Genomic DNA, 17,531 nt, shown 5'->3' on the forward strand with positions numbered 1-17,531 from the left:
CGCGCTCATTGCTGTCGGATCAGGTGCCGGACTTGATCTTTGTCCACATCCGGGTGGCTTTACGTTGCACCTTTGGCGGGTAGGATTCTTTGATGTAGAGGTTTCTCAGCGTTTCCTCGCTGGGATAGATCGCCGGATCACCGATTACGTCCTCTTCGAGATGCTCCTGGCTCGCCTTGTTGCCATTAGCGTAATAAACATAATTGGAAGCTGCGGCCATATTCTCGGCTTCCATAATGAAATTCAGGAACTTATGCGCGCCTTCCGGGTTTGGAGCGTCGACGGGAATCGCCATCTGGTCAAACCACATCAGGGCACCTTCCTTGGGCGCATTGAAGACGATTTCGACGCCGTTCTCGGCTTCGGCGGCGCGGTCACGCGCTTGCAAGATATCCCCGGACCACCCAAAGGCGACGCAGATATCACCGTTTGCCAGTGCGTTGATGTATTCCGAACTGTGGAATTTTTTTACGTAGGGGCGGATTGCCAACAATACAGGTTCCGCCTTGGCAACTACATCGGGATCCATGCTGTTGGGGTCTTCGCCGATGTACTTCAGCGCTGCGGGTATCATTTCATCTGGTGCATCTAGGAAGTAGACGCCGCATTCAGCCAGTTTTTCCATATTTGCGGGGTTAAACACCAGTTCGAGCGAGTCGATCGGAGCATCTGCGCCGAGAGCCTCTTCGATTTTGGCGGTGTTTGCACCAATCCCGGTGGTGCCCCACATATAATTAACCGAATAGAGGTTGTCCGGGTCGTAGCGTTCGGTGCGATCCTTGATCACATCCCACATATTTCCCGCGTTCGACAGCTGGGCGGTATCGAGCTTCTGGAACGCTCCCGCCTGTATCTGACGCGCCAAGAACGACCCGGTCGGAACAACCACGTCATAGCCCGACCCACCGGCCAGCATCTTGGTTTCCAGCAACTCGTTGCTGTCGAACACGTCATAAATCAGATCAATACCAGTCTCTGCTTCGAATTTGGTCAGTAGCTCTTCGTCGATATAGTCGGACCAGTTGTAAACGCGAACCTCTTCAGCGACGGCGGCCGCACTGCTGAGCGCCACGATGGCGGTCAATGTCATCGTCTTAAGTGTCATTTTTGTCTCCCTGTGCGTGCCGGTTTCCGTGCCCGGCTGATGTGGATTTGATCAAGTTTTACCTCATTCGGCAATACTGTTTATGTTTTCACTTGGGAAAACTTGGTGCAAGCTGCCCAAAATTCAGGAGGAACTCCGAAGGTGAATCTAAGCCCATCCGACCCACCCGTTGCCGGTCAGGCGTCATCAAAACTGCCTGCGCACGAAACCGTCTACCAGACCCTGCGCGGACAGATTCTGTTCGGCGAATTGGCGCCGGGACAGCCGGTCACTATCCAAGGTTTGGTGGAAGCGTTGGGGGCCGGTATGACACCGGTCCGCGAGGCGATACGTCGACTCATCTCGGATGGGGCGTTGGTGTTTCAAGGTAACCGGCGCGTGTCGGTACCAATGTTGCGCAGAAGCGATTTGAAAGAGCTTATTTATGCAAGAAAAACAATAGAATGCCAACTTGCTAGATTGGCGACAGAACGCGTGACCTTGCCCGATATCAAAGCTCTGGAGCAAATTGATACGGCATTGGATCAGGCGATTTCAACCGGGGATGTGGCCGGCTATCTGGTTCAGAACTATCAATTTCATACGCGGCTTTATTCACATGCGAATGCGCCGATCCTGACAGATCTAGCCGACCGGCTCTGGTTACGGTTCGGCCCGTCGTTGCGGGTGGTCTGTGGTCGGTTGGGCACCCAGAGCTTTCCAGACCGTCACAAAGATATCCTTGAGGCACTACATCGTCGTGATGCAGATTTGGCGGCTCTGGCCATGGAGCGGGATGTTGCGCAGGGTATGGAGCAGGTCAGTCAGGGGTTGGAGCGAGCAAGCTGATTCGATTGACACGATGAAATTTGATCATATTCTGGAGCTAATCTGTTTTCTCTGGAGTCTGACCCATGACTGCGATCACGAATCATCTTCCCACGGCCGAGCTTCAGGCACTGGACGCCGCCCATCACATGCACCCGTTCACTGCCAACGGTGAACTGGCCGAGAAAGGCGTGCGTGTCATTACGCGTGCCAGCGGTGTTACGCTGACTGACAGTGAAGGGCATGAAATTCTGGATGCTATGGCTGGCCTTTGGTGCGTTAACATTGGCTATGGCCGTGACGAGCTTGCGGATGTGGCTGCGCGTCAGATGCGCGAATTGCCGTATTACAACACCTTTTTTCAGACCACGCACGCTCCTGCGATTGCACTGGCGGCAAAGATTGCAGAGCTGGCGCCGGAGGGATTGAACCATGTATTCTTTGCCGGGTCTGGATCTGAGGCAAATGACACCAATATTCGGATGGTGCGCCACTATTGGGCGATGAAAGGCAAGCCGACGAAATCGGTGATTATCAGTCGCAAGAATGGCTATCATGGCTCGTCCGTTGGTAGTGGCAGCTTGGGTGGCATGACAGCCATGCACGAGCAGGGCGGCCTGCCAATCCCGGATATTCATCATATCAATCAGCCCAACTGGTGGGCCGAAGGTGGCGACACAAACCCTGAGGATTTCGGCCTGGCACGCGCGCAAGAGCTTGAGAAAGCCATTCTGGAGCTGGGCGAAGATCGGGTTGCGGCCTTCATCGCGGAACCGGTGCAGGGTGCTGGCGGCGTTATCGTCCCGCCCGCAACCTATTGGCCCGAAATTCAGCGGATATGCGATAAATACGAGATCCTGCTGATCGCAGACGAGGTGATTTGTGGCTTTGGGCGTACCGGTAACTGGTTTGGCAGTCAGACCATGGGCATTCGCCCCGACATCATGACCATCGCCAAGGGACTGAGCTCTGGCTATGCGCCAATTGGTGGCTCGATTGTCAGCGATGAGATTGCTTCGGTGATTGGGTCTGGTGAGTTTAATCACGGCTATACCTACTCGGGTCATCCGGTTGCATCTGCTGTTGCGTTGGAAAACCTGCGCATCCTGGAGGAAGAAAACATCATAGGGCATGTGCAGGATGTGGCTGCGCCTTACCTCAAGGAACAATGGGAGGCCCTGGCGGATCATCCACTGGTTGGTGAGGCCAAGATTGTCGGCATGATGGGGTCTATCGCACTGACGCCAAACAAGGAGACACGTGCGACCTTTGCCGCTGCGGGCGGTACCGTGGGATACATTTGTCGCGAACGCTGTTTTGCCAATAATCTGGTGATGCGTCATGTTGGTGATCGGATGATCATTTCGCCGCCATTGGTCATCACGACCGATGAGATTGACATGCTGATCTCCCGCGCGCGCCGTTCTCTGGATGAGTGCTATGCGGCGCTTAAGGAGCAAGACCTGCTCCACAGCGCCTGATCTCTGAACGGACTAACATTCATTGGCGCTAGCTCCTATTCGGGCTAGCGCCATTTTTGCGTCGGAAAATCTGATTTCATGCGACGAATTCAGATTTCAAAGTGTTTCCGATAACGGATTTAGCACTCAATCACAGCGAGTATAGATAGAGTTTCTATCTGATTTGCAATTCCAATCATGTCGCTTTTTCATGTTCAGTGGTCGCAAAAAGTGCCGTTAACCCAGCCGTCGGCCCTAAGGTAAACCGAAGAGATGATCCGGACGATCCGGTTGCACACCACTACTCGGGTGTGCTTACATCAAAGCAGAAGTGCAGAGCCAATCTGCCGAACCAAACCAGGGAGCCTCACTTGGCTGATGCGTCAAACACGAGCGCGTTCGTTGAATTCGAACGCGTACAAAAGAGTTATGACGGCGAGAACCTCGTTGTCAAAGATCTGAACCTCACGATGCCGAAAGGCGAATTTTTGACAATGTTGGGCCCATCAGGTTCAGGTAAGACGACATGCCTGATGATGCTGGCAGGATTTGAGACAGCGACGCACGGTGATATTCGCCTTGGTGGTGTTTCGATCAACAATATCCCTCCACACAAGCGCGGCATCGGGATGGTATTTCAGAATTACGCGCTGTTCCCCCACATGACCATTTCCGAAAACCTCAGCTTTCCGCTGGAGGTTCGCAATATGGGCAAGTCCGAGCGCGAGCAAAAGGTAAAGCGTGCGCTGGATATGGTGGAAATGGGGGCCTTTGGTGGCCGTCGTCCGGCCCAATTGTCTGGTGGTCAGCAGCAGCGGGTCGCCTTGGCGCGGGCGCTGGTGTTTGAACCGGAACTGGTTCTGATGGACGAACCTCTTGGCGCGCTTGATAAGCAGCTGCGCGAAAAGATGCAGTTCGAGATCACCCATTTGGCACATCAACTTGGTATCACCACCGTTTACGTGACCCACGACCAGACCGAAGCGCTGACCATGTCGGATCGCGTCGCTGTGTTCAACGATGGCCGTATTCAGCAGCTGGCACCACCAGACCAGCTGTACGAAGAGCCCGCCAACAGTTTCGTTGCCCAGTTCATTGGCGAGAACAATACGCTCGAGGGCACGGTCAAAGAGGTTAACAACGGTATTGCGCTGGTGCAACTTGATGATGGCGAACTGATCGATTGCAAGCCGATTAACGTCTCCAAGCCCGGCGAGCGCACCCGTGTTTCAATCCGCCCTGAACGCGTTGAATACAACAAGGAGCGGATGCAAGAAGGTGCCCACACACTCAAGGCTGAGGTACTAGAATTCATCTATATGGGCGATATCTTCCGTACCCGTCTGCGGGTTGCCGGAAATGATGAGTTTATCATCAAGACCCGGAACGCGCCGGATCAGGTGCGGTTAAAGCCCGGCCAGCAGATCGAAATCGGCTGGCTTCCAGAAGATTGCCGCGCGCTGGACGCCTGACGTTCGCGCACGTCTGAACCCCTGGCACGGAACGACCGGGGGACAATGATCTAGATAAATAAAATTTCAACAAGGAGTAGAGTGTCTATGAAACTCACTAAAATGACTGCCTTGGCAGCCACAACTGCGCTATGTGCGCCGATGGCGATGGCAGCTGATATGGCAAACGAAATGACCATCGTGTCTTGGGGTGGTGCCTATCAAGAAAGCCAGCTGAAGGCCTATGTCGAGCCCTATCAGGAAATGCACCCTGATCTGAAAGTGATCTGGGACGAGAGCTCTGCCGAGGCGACTGCAAAGATGCGTGCCATGACCGAAGCGGGCAATGTGACCTGGGATCTGGTTGACGTTGTTGCGTCCGACGCCATGCGCATGTGCGACGAAGGTCTGGCAGCTGAGCTGGATCACGACGCTGTGCTGGCCGCTGCCCCCGACGGCACACCTGCAAGCGAAGACTTTGGCGATCTGATCGTCAGCGACTGCTTTGTACCGCAGATCGTTTATTCGACCACCTTTGGTTACCGCATGGACAAAGTTGGCGACACGCCGCCAAGCTCCATCTGCGATATCTTTGATACCGCCAAATATCCGGGTAAGCGCTCGTTGCAAAAGCGTCCGATCGACAATGTTGAATGGGCTCTGTATTGCGATGGCGTCGCCAAGGAAGACATCTATGATGTTCTGGGCACCGACGAAGGCGTGACACGCGCCCTTGCAAAGCTGGACTCGATCAAAGATCAGGTTGTCTGGTGGACTGCTGGTGCAGAAACTCCGCAGTTGCTGGCCGATGGCGAAGTTGTTATGGGGTCGACGTTTAACGGCCGTCTGTTCTCAGCAATTGCCGAACAGAACCAGCCCATCGATATGCTGTGGGATATGCAGTCCTTTGACCTTGATGGTTGGATCGTTCCTGCTGCCCTGCCCGAAGATCGTAAAGCACGTGTGATGGATTTCCTTAAGTTCGCCACCGACACTCAGCGTCTGGCAGATCAAGCAGCATTCATCTCCTATGGTCCTGCTCGTGCCTCCTCGGCACCGCTGGTTGGCAAGCACGCTATCTTGGGTATCAACATGGCGCCGCATATGCCGACAGACCCGGCCAATGCTGGCAATGTGCACGTCTATGACTACGAATGGTGGGCAGACAACCGCGATGATCTGGATGCAAAATTCCAGGCATGGTTGGCCAAGTAATCTGTTTCTGAACAGATCCTGACACATAGGGAGGGGGCTGCGGGTTAGGCCACGGTCCCTTCTCCACCAACAAAAAATTCCGACGGGGGCTCCTACCCATGAGCGATACCACCCACACCGGACCGGTTTTGGCCGCCGACGGCACGCCGCTCAAGCGTAGCCTGGCCCGAGCTCTCCGGATGCAGAAGATCCGCGCCCTGATGCTGATCGCGCCACTTCTGCTCTTTGTCCTTCTGACCTTCATTCTCCCGATTGCTGACATGCTGTTCCGATCGGTTGAGAATAAGATCGTCTCTGATACCCTTCCCAAGACCGTTGTTGCATTGAACGACTGGGACGCCAATTCGGGTCAGACCCCGGATGAGGCCATCTTTGCCGCTCTTGCTGCTGATCTTCAGGTCGCTGCTGCGGAAAAGACACACACCCGTGTTGGGTCACGTTTAAACTATGAGAACCCAGGCATTTCGTCGCTGTTCCGTAAGGCTGGCCGCAAGGTCAAGCGCTGGAACCTGGAAACTGATGGTCCGTTCAAGGAGCAGTTCGTCCAGATTGATGAAGACTGGGCTGATCCTGAGGTTTGGCGGACGATCCAGACCTACTCGGGAGCCTACACAAACGGTTACTTCCTCAACGCTGCCGATTTCCAGAAAGGTGCAGATGGAGCAGAAATGCGTCCGGAGACCGAGCGGATCTACGGTACACTATTCCTGCGCACGCTGATTATGTCGCTTGCTATTACCGTAAGCTGTATCGTTTTGGGCTACCCGGTCGCCTGGATCCTTGCAAACCTGCCGTCACGATCCGCGAATCTTCTGATGATCCTGGTATTGCTGCCATTCTGGACCTCACTGTTGGTGCGGACATCGGCATGGAAGGTCATGCTGCAACAGCAAGGTGTCATCAACGATACGCTGGTCTGGTTGGGTCTGGTCGCGGATGATGCGCGATTGGTTATGATCAACAACCAGTTCGGCACAATCGTGGCGATGACCCATATCCTGCTGCCGTTCATGATCCTGCCGATGTATTCTGTGATGCAGACGATTAATCCGACATATCTACGCGCGGCCAAATCGCTGGGCGCGACCAACTGGACAGCGTTTTGGCGGGTCTACTTCCCGCAGTCTGTACCGGGTATCGGTGCTGGTTCGATCCTCGTGTTCATCCTGTCGATTGGCTACTATATCACACCGGAACTGGTGGGTGGTACCAAGGGTGTATTCATCTCCAACCGGATCGCCTTCCACATCTCGCAATCTCTGAACTGGGGTCTTGCTGCTGCACTTGGCACCATCCTTCTGGTGGTCGTGCTCGCGCTCTACTGGGCCTATGACAAGATTGTCGGCATCGACAACGTGAAACTGGGATAAGACACATGGCTTTGACACCTGTTGAAAACCAAACTCCCGGTTTCGTGGCGCTTGTCGCTGCTGCTGCTGGGGCTTTCTTTGGACTGTTTGTTGGCACCGCACAGGGTTCTGGCCTGCTTGGCGTGCTGATTGGTGCCGTACTCATTGGCGGTCTTGGCTTTGTCTTGGCTGGCATGCGCGATCAGGAGCGGCTGATCCGCTGGATCCTGGCTGCGGCCTTCGCCGCGGCGGGTTATGTAATGGCTGGACTTCCGTCCGCCGTCATGGGGCTGCTGTTTGGCGCGTTTGTTGGCTGGTTCATTTTCTGGCTCTCGACCTCGCGTTATCGCGTGCATTTGGCGCCGTACCTCACGCCTGGTCAGGTGTTGTGGCACTATACGTTTCGGGTGATCTGTGGTGTTATCTTCATCTTTCTGATCACACCGATCCTGGTGGTGATGCCGCTGTCCTTCAATGCGCAGGACTTCTTCACCTTCACGCCCAAGATGCTGCAGTTTGATCCTGATGGCTATTCGCTGAAGCACTATCGTGACTTCTTCACGAATGCGGATTGGCAGCAGGCAATGTGGAACTCCATTAAGATTGCGCCGATGGCAACGATCTTGTCAGTGGGCTTTGGAACCTTGGCGGCCATCGGGCTCAGCCAGCCTCATGTGCCCTTTCGTCGTGCGATCATGGCGATCCTGATCTCGCCCATGATCGTGCCGCTGATCATCTCCGCAGCGGGCATGTATTTCTTCTACAGCCGTATCGGCCTTCAGGGGACATACTTTGGTGTGGTTCTGGCGCACGCAGCGCTGGGGATTCCGTTTGTGATCATCACGGTGACTGCAACGCTGGTGGGTTTTGACCGTTCACTGACGCGCGCTGCGGCGAATATGGGCGCTGGTCCTGTCACCACCTTCTTTCGGGTGCAGATGCCGCTGATCCTGCCCGGTGTTATCTCTGGTGGCCTCTTCGCCTTTATCACGTCTTTCGACGAGGTGGTTGTGGTGCTGTTTGTCGGCTCGGCCGGTCAGAAGACACTCCCTTGGCAGATGTTTATTGGCCTGCGTGAGCAGATTTCACCGACGATCCTGGCGGTTGCGACAATCCTTGTTGTCGTCTCGATCTGCCTGCTGACCGTGGTTGAAATGCTGCGCCGCCGATCAGAACGTTTGCGGGGCATGTCGCCAACTTAAGGGCACGAGATCCAACACGAGAATACAAAAAGGCCCCGGTGTGGAACCGGGGCCTTTTTCGTTTTCCTGAGCTGTGATCAGAGCAGTTCTATCGCCAGTGCGATGCCCTGACCGCCGCCGATGCACATAGTGATGAGGCCTTTGGAGCCGCCGGTGCGCTCCAATTCATAAAGTGTTTTCAGTGTGATAATCGCACCAGTCGCGCCTACGGGATGGCCCAATGCGATTGCGCCGCCATTCGGGTTCACCTTCGCAGGGTCGAGCCCCAGTTCCTTGTTCACGGCCAGTGCTTGCGCGGCAAACGCCTCGTTGGATTCGATGACGTCAAAATCGGAGGCAGACAGTCCGGTTTTCTTCAGAAGGTTCTGCACTGCGGGAACCGGGCCAATGCCCATGACTTCGGGGCGGACACCGGCATGCGCGTAGCCCAAAATGCGCGCTTTGGGTTTTAGTCCAGCCTTCTGCGCGGCATCGGCGGTGGCCATGACGATAGCGGCGGCGCCATCATTGATACCGCTGGCATTGCCGGCAGTGACGCGGCCATCTTTTTTGAACACGGGTTTCAGCCCGCTGAGGGTGTCAAGCGTGCTGGCCTTGGGGTGTTCATCGACGTCAAACGGAACCATGTCCCGCTTTACCTTCACCTCAATCGGGATGATCTGGCTCGCGAAGTATCCGGCCTCGATCGCCGCAGCAGCGCGGGTCTGGCTGGCGAGGGCAAATTCATCCATCTGTGCACGGGTGATATCATGTTCATCCGCGACATTCTCTGCGGTGACTCCCATATGGCCGGTGCCAAAGGGACAATTCAGCGCCCCCAGCATCATGTCCAATGCGCGGGCGTCACCCATTTTTTGACCCCAGCGGGCGCTTGGCACGATAAAGGGGCTGCGCGACATGTTTTCGGCACCACCGGTAAGGGCAAATTCCGCATCGCCCAGCATGAGGGACTGGATGCCGGAGACAATCGCCTGCGCGCCAGATCCACAAAGCCGGTTGACGTTCATCGCTGGCGTGCCGTTGGGGACGCCAGCCTGCATCGCCGCCACGCGGCTCAGGTACATGTCGCGGGGCTCGGTGTTGATCACATGGCCAAAGACCACATTGCCGATTTGTTCGGGGTCGATACCGGAACGTTCCATCGCGGCCTTGGACACAGTTGTCGCAAGGTCGATTGGGGGGGTGCCAGCCAGCGCACCGCCAAAAGTACCAATGGCGGTACGAGCGCCATCCAGGATCACGATATCAGTCATTGTCTCTCTCCTTCATAAGGTTGGCGGAAGTATGCACTTGCAGTATCAGCCTGTCTGCCGGGACGTGCCGTCACGGTATGGTGCAGGGAATGTGCCATGGTCCAGTGGTCGGACCGTTTGACAATTGCAATGTGAAAGCGCAGAAAATCCACCATGACGGAAAATGTAGACGATATCCTGACGCTTCTGCCTGCTCGGCTGAAAGCCGCGCGACGCGCCCAAGGGTTGAGCCTGGAAGCTGTGGCCAATCTGTCGGGTGTATCCCGTTCAATGGTCAGCCAGATTGAACGGGGTGAGAGCAGTCCCACCATTGCTACACTGTGGAATTTGACCCGCGCGTTGCAGGTCGATTTTGCGGGGTTGTTGGACAACAGCGAAAGCCGCGACCGAATCGAAGTGCTGCGCGATGATGATGTGCCGTCGATTGAGAATATGGGCGAGGGGTGTCTGATCCGAATTCTTTCTCCGCCCGAGGACGCCGGCGGACATGAGGTCTATGACATTCGGCTGAATTCTGGTGGTGCGCTGAACAGTCAACCGCACGGACGAGGCACGGTGGAACATTTGACCGTGCTTGAGGGGCAGGTGCTGCTGTCATCCGGCGATGCACGCGACAGTCTGATTGCAGGGGACACCGCCCGCTACGCCGCTGATGTGCCTCATGCGATCACTGCGAACGCTGGCGCGGCGCGGGTGTTTCTGATCGTAAAGAATGCGTGAGGGAGTGCAGGGGGGGTCCGTACCGCCTCGGTAAATCCATCTTTACGGATATTTTTCCGTTATTACGAAATCCCCTATTTCGGAAATTATTCCGCTATGGTAGATGATGACTTGTGCATACGAGGAGCCCTGCCATGACCACTGCCTTTTTGACCGATATCAGCAAGACACTGGCACAGATCGAAGCGGACGGTCTGTACAAGCGGGAGCGAATGATTACCTCCCCTCAGGGGGGCGAAATCACTGTTAACGACGGATCCGAAACCGGACGTGAGGTGATCAACCTCTGTGCCAACAACTATCTGGGATTGGCAGACCATCCCGATCTGATCGCTGCGGCCCGCAGCGTGATGGATGACAAGGGATTCGGTATGGCGTCTGTCCGCTTCATTTGTGGCACGCAGGACATCCACCGTGAGCTGGAAAGCCGTCTGGCAAAGTTCTTGGGTAAGGACGATGCGATCTTGTTTGCTGCCTGTTTTGACGCCAACGGCGGCTTGTTCGAACCACTTCTGGGACCCGAGGATGCGATTATTTCCGACAGTCTCAATCACGCGTCGATCATCGATGGCATTCGCCTGTGCAAAGCCAAGCGGTATCGGTACCTCAACAGTGACATGAGAGATCTGGAGGCCTGGTTGAAACAGGCCCGTGAGGATGGTGCGCGTCATATCATGATTGCGACGGATGGTGTGTTCTCCATGGATGGCTATCTGGCCAAACTGGATGAGATCCGTGCGTTGGCGGACAAATACGATGCCCTCGTTATGGTCGATGACTGTCATGCCACTGGTTTTATGGGGGCGACAGGCGCAGGCACGCCAGAACATTTTGGCGTCGATGTTGACATCGTTACAGGGACGTTGGGCAAAGCACTTGGGGGGGCTATCGGCGGTTATATTGCTGGGCCGCAGCCAGTGATTGACCTGCTGCGGCAGCGGGCGCGGCCCTATTTGTTCTCCAATTCGCTGCCGCCATCGATTGTTGCTGCGGGACTGGAGGCTATCCGTCTTGTTGAAGAGGGCAACGCCCTGCGTATGCAGCTGTTTGAAAATACGCGTTTCTGGCGTAACGGCTTGGAAAATATGGGCTTTGACCTGCTGCCAGGAGAGCATCCGATCGTGCCCGTCATGTTAGGTGAGGCGCAGTTAGCCCAAGATATGGCCGCGCGACTGTTTGACGAAGGCGTCTATGTTTCAGGTTTCTTCTTCCCGGTGGTGCCGCGCGGACAGGCGCGTATTCGTACGCAGATGAACGCCGCTCTGACAAAGAGCGATCTTGAACGCGCTCTGCAGGCCTTTGGCAAGGTGGGCAAAGAGCTGGGTGTGATTTCATGAGCGATCAGGACGCTCTTCTGGCAGGCTACGCGGCAGAGGCATTAGACCTTGCCCCACGGTTCGAGGCATTGTCCTCCAAGACTGTACTGGAACCTGTTCTCGATCACCTGCCAGCTGCCCCGGCTCGGATTGCGGACATCGGTGCCGGCAGTGGTCGTGATGCAGCTTGGTTCGCAAAGGCGGGCTATGATGTCACCGCAGTCGAGCCTGTGGATGAGTTTATCCAATACGGCCAGGCGCATCACCCAGCGACAATTACATGGGTGCAGGACCAACTGCCGTATCTGAGCAGGCTGACGACGACCAGAGAGCAATTCGATGTGGTTTTGGTCGGGTCAGTTTGGCATCATTTAGATGCTGAAATCAGCTCTGCTGCGCTGAGGGTCCTTGCGGGTCTGTTGCACCCGACCGGGATATTGGTGATCTCGCTCAAGGTGTTTTCGGAACATAATAGCAATGTTCTTGATCATCTGACTGTCCGCGGGCAGGCAGAGCAGGCTGGGCTGCATTTGCGCCGATTTTCCCGGCACACTTCGCATCAAGACCACAACAGGCTTGCCGGCAATATGTGGGACTGGATGGTGTTTGAGCGTATGGCACCGGAGGATGCAGGATGACCAAGATGATGAAGGCGCTGGAGAAAAGCCATCCGAAAGAAGGTCTGTGGATGGTTCAGGCGCCGGTTCCTGAGATCGGGCCGGATGAGGTGCTGATTAAGATCAACACCACAGGCATCTGTGGCACTGACATCCATATCTGGAACTGGGATGACTGGGCTGCGCATACGGTGCCCGTTCCGATGATCACAGGGCATGAGTTTGCAGGCGAGATTGTCGAAATCGGTCGCAATGTGAGCGAGTTGAATATTGGTCAGCGCTGTTCGGGTGAGGGTCATTTGATCAAGACGGATTCACGCCAGTCGCGCGCGGGTAAATTCCACCTTGATCCGGGCACGCGGGGGATCGGTGTCAATGAGCAGGGAGCTTTTGCCCAGTACCTGAAGCTGCCTGCTTTTAATGTCGTGCCCTTGCCGGATGATATCCCGGACGAAATCGGCGCTATTCTGGATCCTCTGGGCAACGCCGTGCATACCGCGCTTAGTTTTGATCTGTTGGGTGAGGACGTTTTGATCACTGGCGCGGGGCCGATTGGCATTATGGCCGCCGCCGTGGCGCGACATGCTGGCGCGCGTCATGTCGTGATCACCGACATCAACCCGGATCGGTTGGCACTGGCGAGCCATGTGGTGCCGACGCTGCGCACAGTGGATGTGACCCAAGAGGAGCTTCAGGGCGTTGTCCATGAGCTGGGCATGAAGCAGGGCTTTGATGTCGGATTGGAAATGTCCGGCAATCAGGCGGCATTGGACCAGATGGTCGAGGCATTGGTGATGGGCGGTAAGATTGCCTTGCTGGGCATACCGCCTGGAAAATCACCAGTAGACTGGAGCCGGATTGTGTTTAAGGCCATCACTCTTAAGGGGGTCTATGGTCGCGAGATGTTCGAGACCTGGTACAAGATGATCGCCATGCTGCAGAATGGGTTGGATGTCAGCCGGGTGATTACCCATCGGTTTGGCATTGACCAGTTTGCCGAAGGCTTTGCAGCGATGAAATCAGGGCGCAGTGGAAAGGTTGTTCTGGATTGGCGCTGACCTGCGCCGTTCAGAACAGAAGGGGGCGTTGCCCCCTCGCGCCAAGGGGTGCTTACCCCCAGGATATTTACCGTCAGAAGAAAACTTTAGGGCGCAAGGGTCTGTCGTCCGTCTGGTTCCAATACCCAGACAGAGGTGCCTTCAAATACAGCTGTGGTGAGCGGCTTGCCGTAGCCAGCGCCTGTATCAAGGTTTACGCGGTTGCCGTAGTGCTGTGCTCGATCCACTGGTGTGTGTCCATGTACGATGAGCTTGGGATGCGCTTTGGCATGTTGGTGGAAAGGTTGGCGGATCCAGACAAGATCGTTTTCGGTCTGTTGCGCCAGTGGGATACCGGGGCGAATGCCAGCGTGCACAAAGGCGTGATCATCTGTTTGGTGCATCGTTGCCAAGGACAGTAGAAAATTGACATGTTCCTCTGGTATCGCAGCTTTGGCTGCGGTGTGGACATCTTCCAGACGGGTGCGTTCAGGAAAGGTCACGCCATAGCTCTCCAGCGTTTCGATCCCACCGACCCGGTCGTGTAGCCAGTGGTATCCGACAAGCATATGCGGGTCGTGACGGGGCATGTCCTCTAGGAACCAGGCAAACATCCGGTCGTGATTGCCCATAAGCGTGATCCAGTTGCGGCCCTCAGCTTGCCCGGTGACGAGCAGGTCGATTACGCCACGGCTGTCTGGGCCGCGATCAACGAAGTCGCCTAAAAACACCACCTGCGCATCCGGGCCACCGTCCGATTCGATCTGAGTGAGCGCTAGCTCCAGTTTGTCGAGCTGGCCGTGAATGTCGCCGATGGCATAGATGGGTGCGGTCACGAGTGGGCTCCTGCTGTATTATTCAAAAGGATGAAACACGAAATGCGCCGCCCTTATGACGGGCGGCGCATCTGTTGACATTTCTGAGGGTTCAGGATCAGGCGACATCAAATTGCAGCGGCTTGATCTGGTTGAAGAATTCGGTTTCTGCCAGAGCTGCGCGCGCCGCCGCAGGAACCGGTTCATCAACGTAGAGAAGGGCAATCGCCTCGCCCCCGGCCGCTGACCGGCCCAGCGTGAAGTTGGCGATGTTGACGCCCATGTCGCCCAGTATGTGCCCCAGTGTACCGATGATGCCGGGGACATCTTCGTTGGTGGTGTAGAGCATATGCGCGCCAACCTCGGCGTCGATATTGATGCCCTTGATCTGGATGAAGCGTGGTTTGCCGTCGGAGAACACGGTTCCGGCCACCGAACGCTCGCGCTTGCTGGTGACCACCGTGACCTTGATATAACCGTCAAAGGTGCCGGACTTATCCTGATTGGTGGTGGAGATCTGAATGCCGCGTTCGCGGGCCACCACTGGTGCGGACACCATGTTCACGTCCGGGTTCAGCTTCTTCATGATGCCGGCCACAACAGAGCAGTTCAGCGCGGCGAGGTTCATCTCAGACGCGACCCCATCATAGAGAATATTGATTGCCTGAATGGGCTCATCCGTCATCTGCCCGATGAAGCCGCCGAGATGACCGGAGAGGGCAACCCATGGGCCCATGACGCGGGCTTCCTCAGCGGTCATAGAGGGCATGTTCAGCGCGTTCTCAACAGCGCCGTCCAGCAGATAGTTGGACATCTGTTCCGCGACCTGCAGGGCAACATTTTCCTGCGCCTCGCTGGTGGCGGCGCCCAGATGCGGGGTGCAGACCACGTTCGGCAGGCCAAACAATGGGTTGGTTTTGGCTGGTTCTTCGGAGAAGACATCAAAGGCCGCACCGGCGACATGGCCAGAGGTCAGCAACTCTGCCAGGGCGGCTTCATCTACCAGCCCGCCACGCGCACAGTTAATGATCCGCACGCCTTTCTTGGTCTTCTCCAGGTTTTCCTTGGACAGGATGTTCCGGGTCTGATCGGTCAGCGGTACATGCAAGGTGATGAAATCGGCCCGCGCGAGCAGCTCATCCAACTCTACCTTCTCCACGCCAATCTTGTCAGCCTTCTCTTGGCTGAGGAAGGGATCATAGGCGACGACTTTCATCTTCAGCCCACGCGCGCGATCACAGACGATGCCGCCAATATTGCCAGCCCCAATTACGCCAAGGGTTTTGTTGGTCAGCTCAACCCCCATGAATTTGGACTTCTCCCATTTCCCGGCATGGGTCGAGGCGGAGGCCTCAGGTATCTGTCGCGCGACAGCAAACATCATGGCGATGGCATGCTCGGCGGTGGTGATCATATTGCCAAAAGGCGTGTTCATCACGATCACGCCCTTCTGCGACGCGGCATCTTTGTCGATATTGTCCGTGCCGATACCGGCGCGGGCGATCACCTTGAGGTTGGTGGCGTTGTCGAGGATTTTCTGCGTGACTTTCGTCGCCGAGCGGATCGCAAGCCCGTCGTAGTCGCCGATGATTGCGGCCAGCTTGTCCTTGTCTTTGCCAAGGTCGGGCTGGAAATCAACGTCGATACCGCGGTCACGGAAAATCTGAACAGCGGCTTCGGACAGCTTGTCGGAAATGAGAACTTTGGGAGCCATGGGTTAGGTCCTTCATGCGGGGGCCGGTTGGGCCGAATGTCTGGAATAACGCCGCGCTAGGCGTCTGGGTATTTGGTGCCTGCCCGATGTGTTTTGTCGGGCAGGCGGCGTCTTGATCAGGCAGAGACCGACTGGGCTGCGATTTCGACCTCAAAGGTCCATTCGAGCCAGGGCAGCATTGCCTCAATATCCGAGGTCTCAACGGTGCCGCCGCACCAGATGCGCAAACCAGCCGGGGCGTCGCGATAGGCGCCGATGTCCAGAGCGATGTTCTCCGCTTCCAGCCGCTTGGCGATTGCCTTGGCAAAGGTAGCGCCATCCTGAATGCGCGGATCGGTAAACTTCAGGCAGACTGAGGTGTTTGACCGTGTCGCGGGATCTGTTGCCAGATTGGCAATCCAGGGGCGGTTGGCACAGAAGTTGAAGATCGCCTGAGCATTTGCGTTTGCGCGTCCCTTCAACCCATCCAGACCGCCAACAGACCGCGCCCAGTCCAGCGCCAGCAGGTAATCCTCAACCGCCAGCATGGAGGGGGTGTTGATCGTCGCCCCCTTGAAGATACCGTCGATCAGTTTGCCGCCTTTGGTCAGGCGGAAGATCTTCGGCAGGGGCCAGGCTGGGGTATAGCTCTCCAGCCGTTCGACCGCGCGCGGGGATAGGATAATCATGCCATGTGCGGCCTCACCACCCAGAACTTTCTGCCAGGAGAAGGTGGTCACATCCAGTTTGTCCCACGGCAGATCCTGCGCAAAGGCGGCAGAGGTCGCATCGCAGATGGTCAGCCCTGCACGATCTGCCGGGATCCAGTCGCCATTGGGAACCCGTACGCCGGAGGTGGTGCCGTTCCAGGTGAAGACCACATCATTGTTGAAATCGACAGAGGCCAGATCGACCAGCTCACCGTAATCGGCGGTCTTCACAACCGCGTCCAGTTTCAGCTGTTTGACAACATCTGTGATCCAGCCCGCGCCAAAGCTCTCCCAGGCCAGCATCTCCGCGCCGCGTGCGCCCAGCAGGTTCCACATCGCCATCTCAACGGCGCCGGTGTCCGAGGCAGGCACGATGCCAATGCGGTAATCCGCCGGTACGCCGAGGATCTCGCGCGTGCCTTCAATTGCGGCGAGCAGCTTGTCCTTGCCGATGGCAGCACGGTGACTGCGGCCCAAGGGCGCGCCTGCAAGTTTGGTCAGATCAAATGCGGGGGGTTTGGCACAGGGGCCAGAAGAAAAACGCGGATTACCCGGCCGCGTTGCCGGTTGTTCAATAGCCATTACTGCTATCCTTCCAGATAAGCGCCTCTCGTTGGGGAGAGGTGTCCCACAAACAGGGCTAGAGGCTGAATTCCCGCGCGGCAAGCTAAAAAACGACTGATACCGGCTATATCGGGATCAATCACGACCTATTCTGACGCCTTTCGGAAACAGATGACACTTGCGGCCGCAGACACGTCGCAGATGGGACGCACGCAGT

At 56.3% G+C, this 17,531-nt stretch carries 15 protein-coding genes; 10 read left to right on the plus strand and 5 right to left on the minus strand.

Annotation, left to right across the window (positions count from 1 at the left end):
• Positions 1 to 19 precede the first annotated feature (19 nt).
• A complete protein-coding gene (locus PhaeoP97_RS17280; RefSeq protein WP_072506157.1) occupies positions 20 to 1,105 on the minus strand; it encodes a polyamine ABC transporter substrate-binding protein in 1,086 nt (361 codons plus the stop codon).
• Between the two features lie 141 nt (positions 1,106 to 1,246).
• On the opposite strand from PhaeoP97_RS17280, the gene PhaeoP97_RS17285 reads away from it, so the two are divergent.
• The 6 genes from PhaeoP97_RS17285 (at position 1,247) to PhaeoP97_RS17310 (ending at position 8,589) form a co-directional block, all read left to right on the plus strand.
• Entirely contained in the window at positions 1,247 to 1,933 is a 687-nt protein-coding gene (locus PhaeoP97_RS17285; RefSeq protein WP_237028959.1) for a GntR family transcriptional regulator, read from the plus strand.
• A 65-nt stretch (positions 1,934 to 1,998) separates the two neighbouring features.
• Complete coding sequence (locus PhaeoP97_RS17290; protein ID WP_072506159.1) at positions 1,999 to 3,393, plus strand: aspartate aminotransferase family protein; 1,395 nt, start codon at positions 1,999 to 2,001, stop codon at positions 3,391 to 3,393.
• Positions 3,394 to 3,743: 350 nt separating this feature from the next.
• Complete coding sequence (locus PhaeoP97_RS17295) at positions 3,744 to 4,844, plus strand: ABC transporter ATP-binding protein (protein WP_072506160.1); 1,101 nt, start codon at positions 3,744 to 3,746, stop codon at positions 4,842 to 4,844.
• 87 nt (positions 4,845 to 4,931) lie between these two features.
• On the plus strand, positions 4,932 to 6,038 hold the full coding sequence (locus PhaeoP97_RS17300; RefSeq protein WP_072506161.1) for an extracellular solute-binding protein: 1,107 nt from the start codon (positions 4,932 to 4,934) through the stop codon (positions 6,036 to 6,038).
• A gap of 98 nt (positions 6,039 to 6,136) precedes the next feature.
• The gene (locus tag PhaeoP97_RS17305) at positions 6,137 to 7,408 is read left to right on the plus strand and encodes an ABC transporter permease (RefSeq protein WP_072506162.1); all 1,272 of its coding nucleotides are present in this window, start codon (positions 6,137 to 6,139) and stop codon (positions 7,406 to 7,408) included.
• Positions 7,409 to 7,413: 5 nt separating this feature from the next.
• Positions 7,414 to 8,589: an ABC transporter permease gene (locus tag PhaeoP97_RS17310; protein WP_072506163.1), complete on the plus strand. Its 1,176-nt coding sequence runs from the start codon at positions 7,414 to 7,416 to the stop codon at positions 8,587 to 8,589.
• Between the two features lie 77 nt (positions 8,590 to 8,666).
• Here PhaeoP97_RS17310 and PhaeoP97_RS17315 read toward each other — a convergent pair whose 3' ends face one another.
• Complete coding sequence (locus tag PhaeoP97_RS17315; RefSeq protein ID WP_072506165.1) at positions 8,667 to 9,842, minus strand: acetyl-CoA C-acyltransferase family protein; 1,176 nt, start codon at positions 9,840 to 9,842, stop codon at positions 8,667 to 8,669.
• A gap of 153 nt (positions 9,843 to 9,995) precedes the next feature.
• On the opposite strand from PhaeoP97_RS17315, the gene PhaeoP97_RS17320 reads away from it, so the two are divergent.
• The 4 genes from PhaeoP97_RS17320 to tdh all read left to right on the plus strand — a co-directional run bounded on the left by PhaeoP97_RS17320 (position 9,996) and on the right by tdh (position 13,553).
• A complete protein-coding gene (locus PhaeoP97_RS17320; RefSeq protein WP_072506166.1) occupies positions 9,996 to 10,562 on the plus strand; it encodes a helix-turn-helix domain-containing protein in 567 nt (188 codons plus the stop codon).
• 134 nt (positions 10,563 to 10,696) lie between these two features.
• Positions 10,697 to 11,899, plus strand: coding sequence for a glycine C-acetyltransferase (locus PhaeoP97_RS17325; protein ID WP_072506167.1), 1,203 nt, complete (start codon positions 10,697 to 10,699; stop codon positions 11,897 to 11,899).
• Positions 11,896 to 12,516, plus strand: a complete 621-nt coding sequence (locus PhaeoP97_RS17330) for a class I SAM-dependent methyltransferase (RefSeq protein WP_072506168.1) — start codon at positions 11,896 to 11,898, stop codon at positions 12,514 to 12,516. The genes PhaeoP97_RS17325 and PhaeoP97_RS17330 overlap by 4 nt, the downstream gene beginning before the upstream one ends.
• Before the next feature lie 8 nt (positions 12,517 to 12,524).
• Entirely contained in the window at positions 12,525 to 13,553 is a 1,029-nt protein-coding gene (gene tdh / locus PhaeoP97_RS17335; RefSeq protein ID WP_072506554.1) for an L-threonine 3-dehydrogenase, read from the plus strand.
• 86 nt (positions 13,554 to 13,639) lie between these two features.
• On the opposite strand, the gene PhaeoP97_RS17340 is transcribed toward tdh, so the two are convergent.
• From PhaeoP97_RS17340 to PhaeoP97_RS17350, 3 genes are all read right to left on the minus strand, one after another.
• On the minus strand, positions 13,640 to 14,368 hold the full coding sequence (locus tag PhaeoP97_RS17340) for a metallophosphoesterase family protein (RefSeq protein WP_072506170.1): 729 nt from the start codon (positions 14,366 to 14,368) through the stop codon (positions 13,640 to 13,642).
• A 97-nt stretch (positions 14,369 to 14,465) separates the two neighbouring features.
• Positions 14,466 to 16,061 (minus strand): phosphoglycerate dehydrogenase, encoded by a 1,596-nt coding sequence (gene serA / locus PhaeoP97_RS17345; protein WP_072506171.1) that lies wholly within the window; start codon positions 16,059 to 16,061, stop codon positions 14,466 to 14,468.
• 116 nt (positions 16,062 to 16,177) lie between these two features.
• Positions 16,178 to 17,332, minus strand: a complete 1,155-nt coding sequence (locus tag PhaeoP97_RS17350; protein WP_072506172.1) for a phosphoserine transaminase — start codon at positions 17,330 to 17,332, stop codon at positions 16,178 to 16,180.
• Positions 17,333 to 17,531: the final 199 nt, after the last annotated feature.

This window comes from Phaeobacter porticola (genome assembly GCF_001888185.1).
GTDB classification, from domain to species: domain Bacteria; phylum Pseudomonadota; class Alphaproteobacteria; order Rhodobacterales; family Rhodobacteraceae; genus Phaeobacter; species Phaeobacter porticola.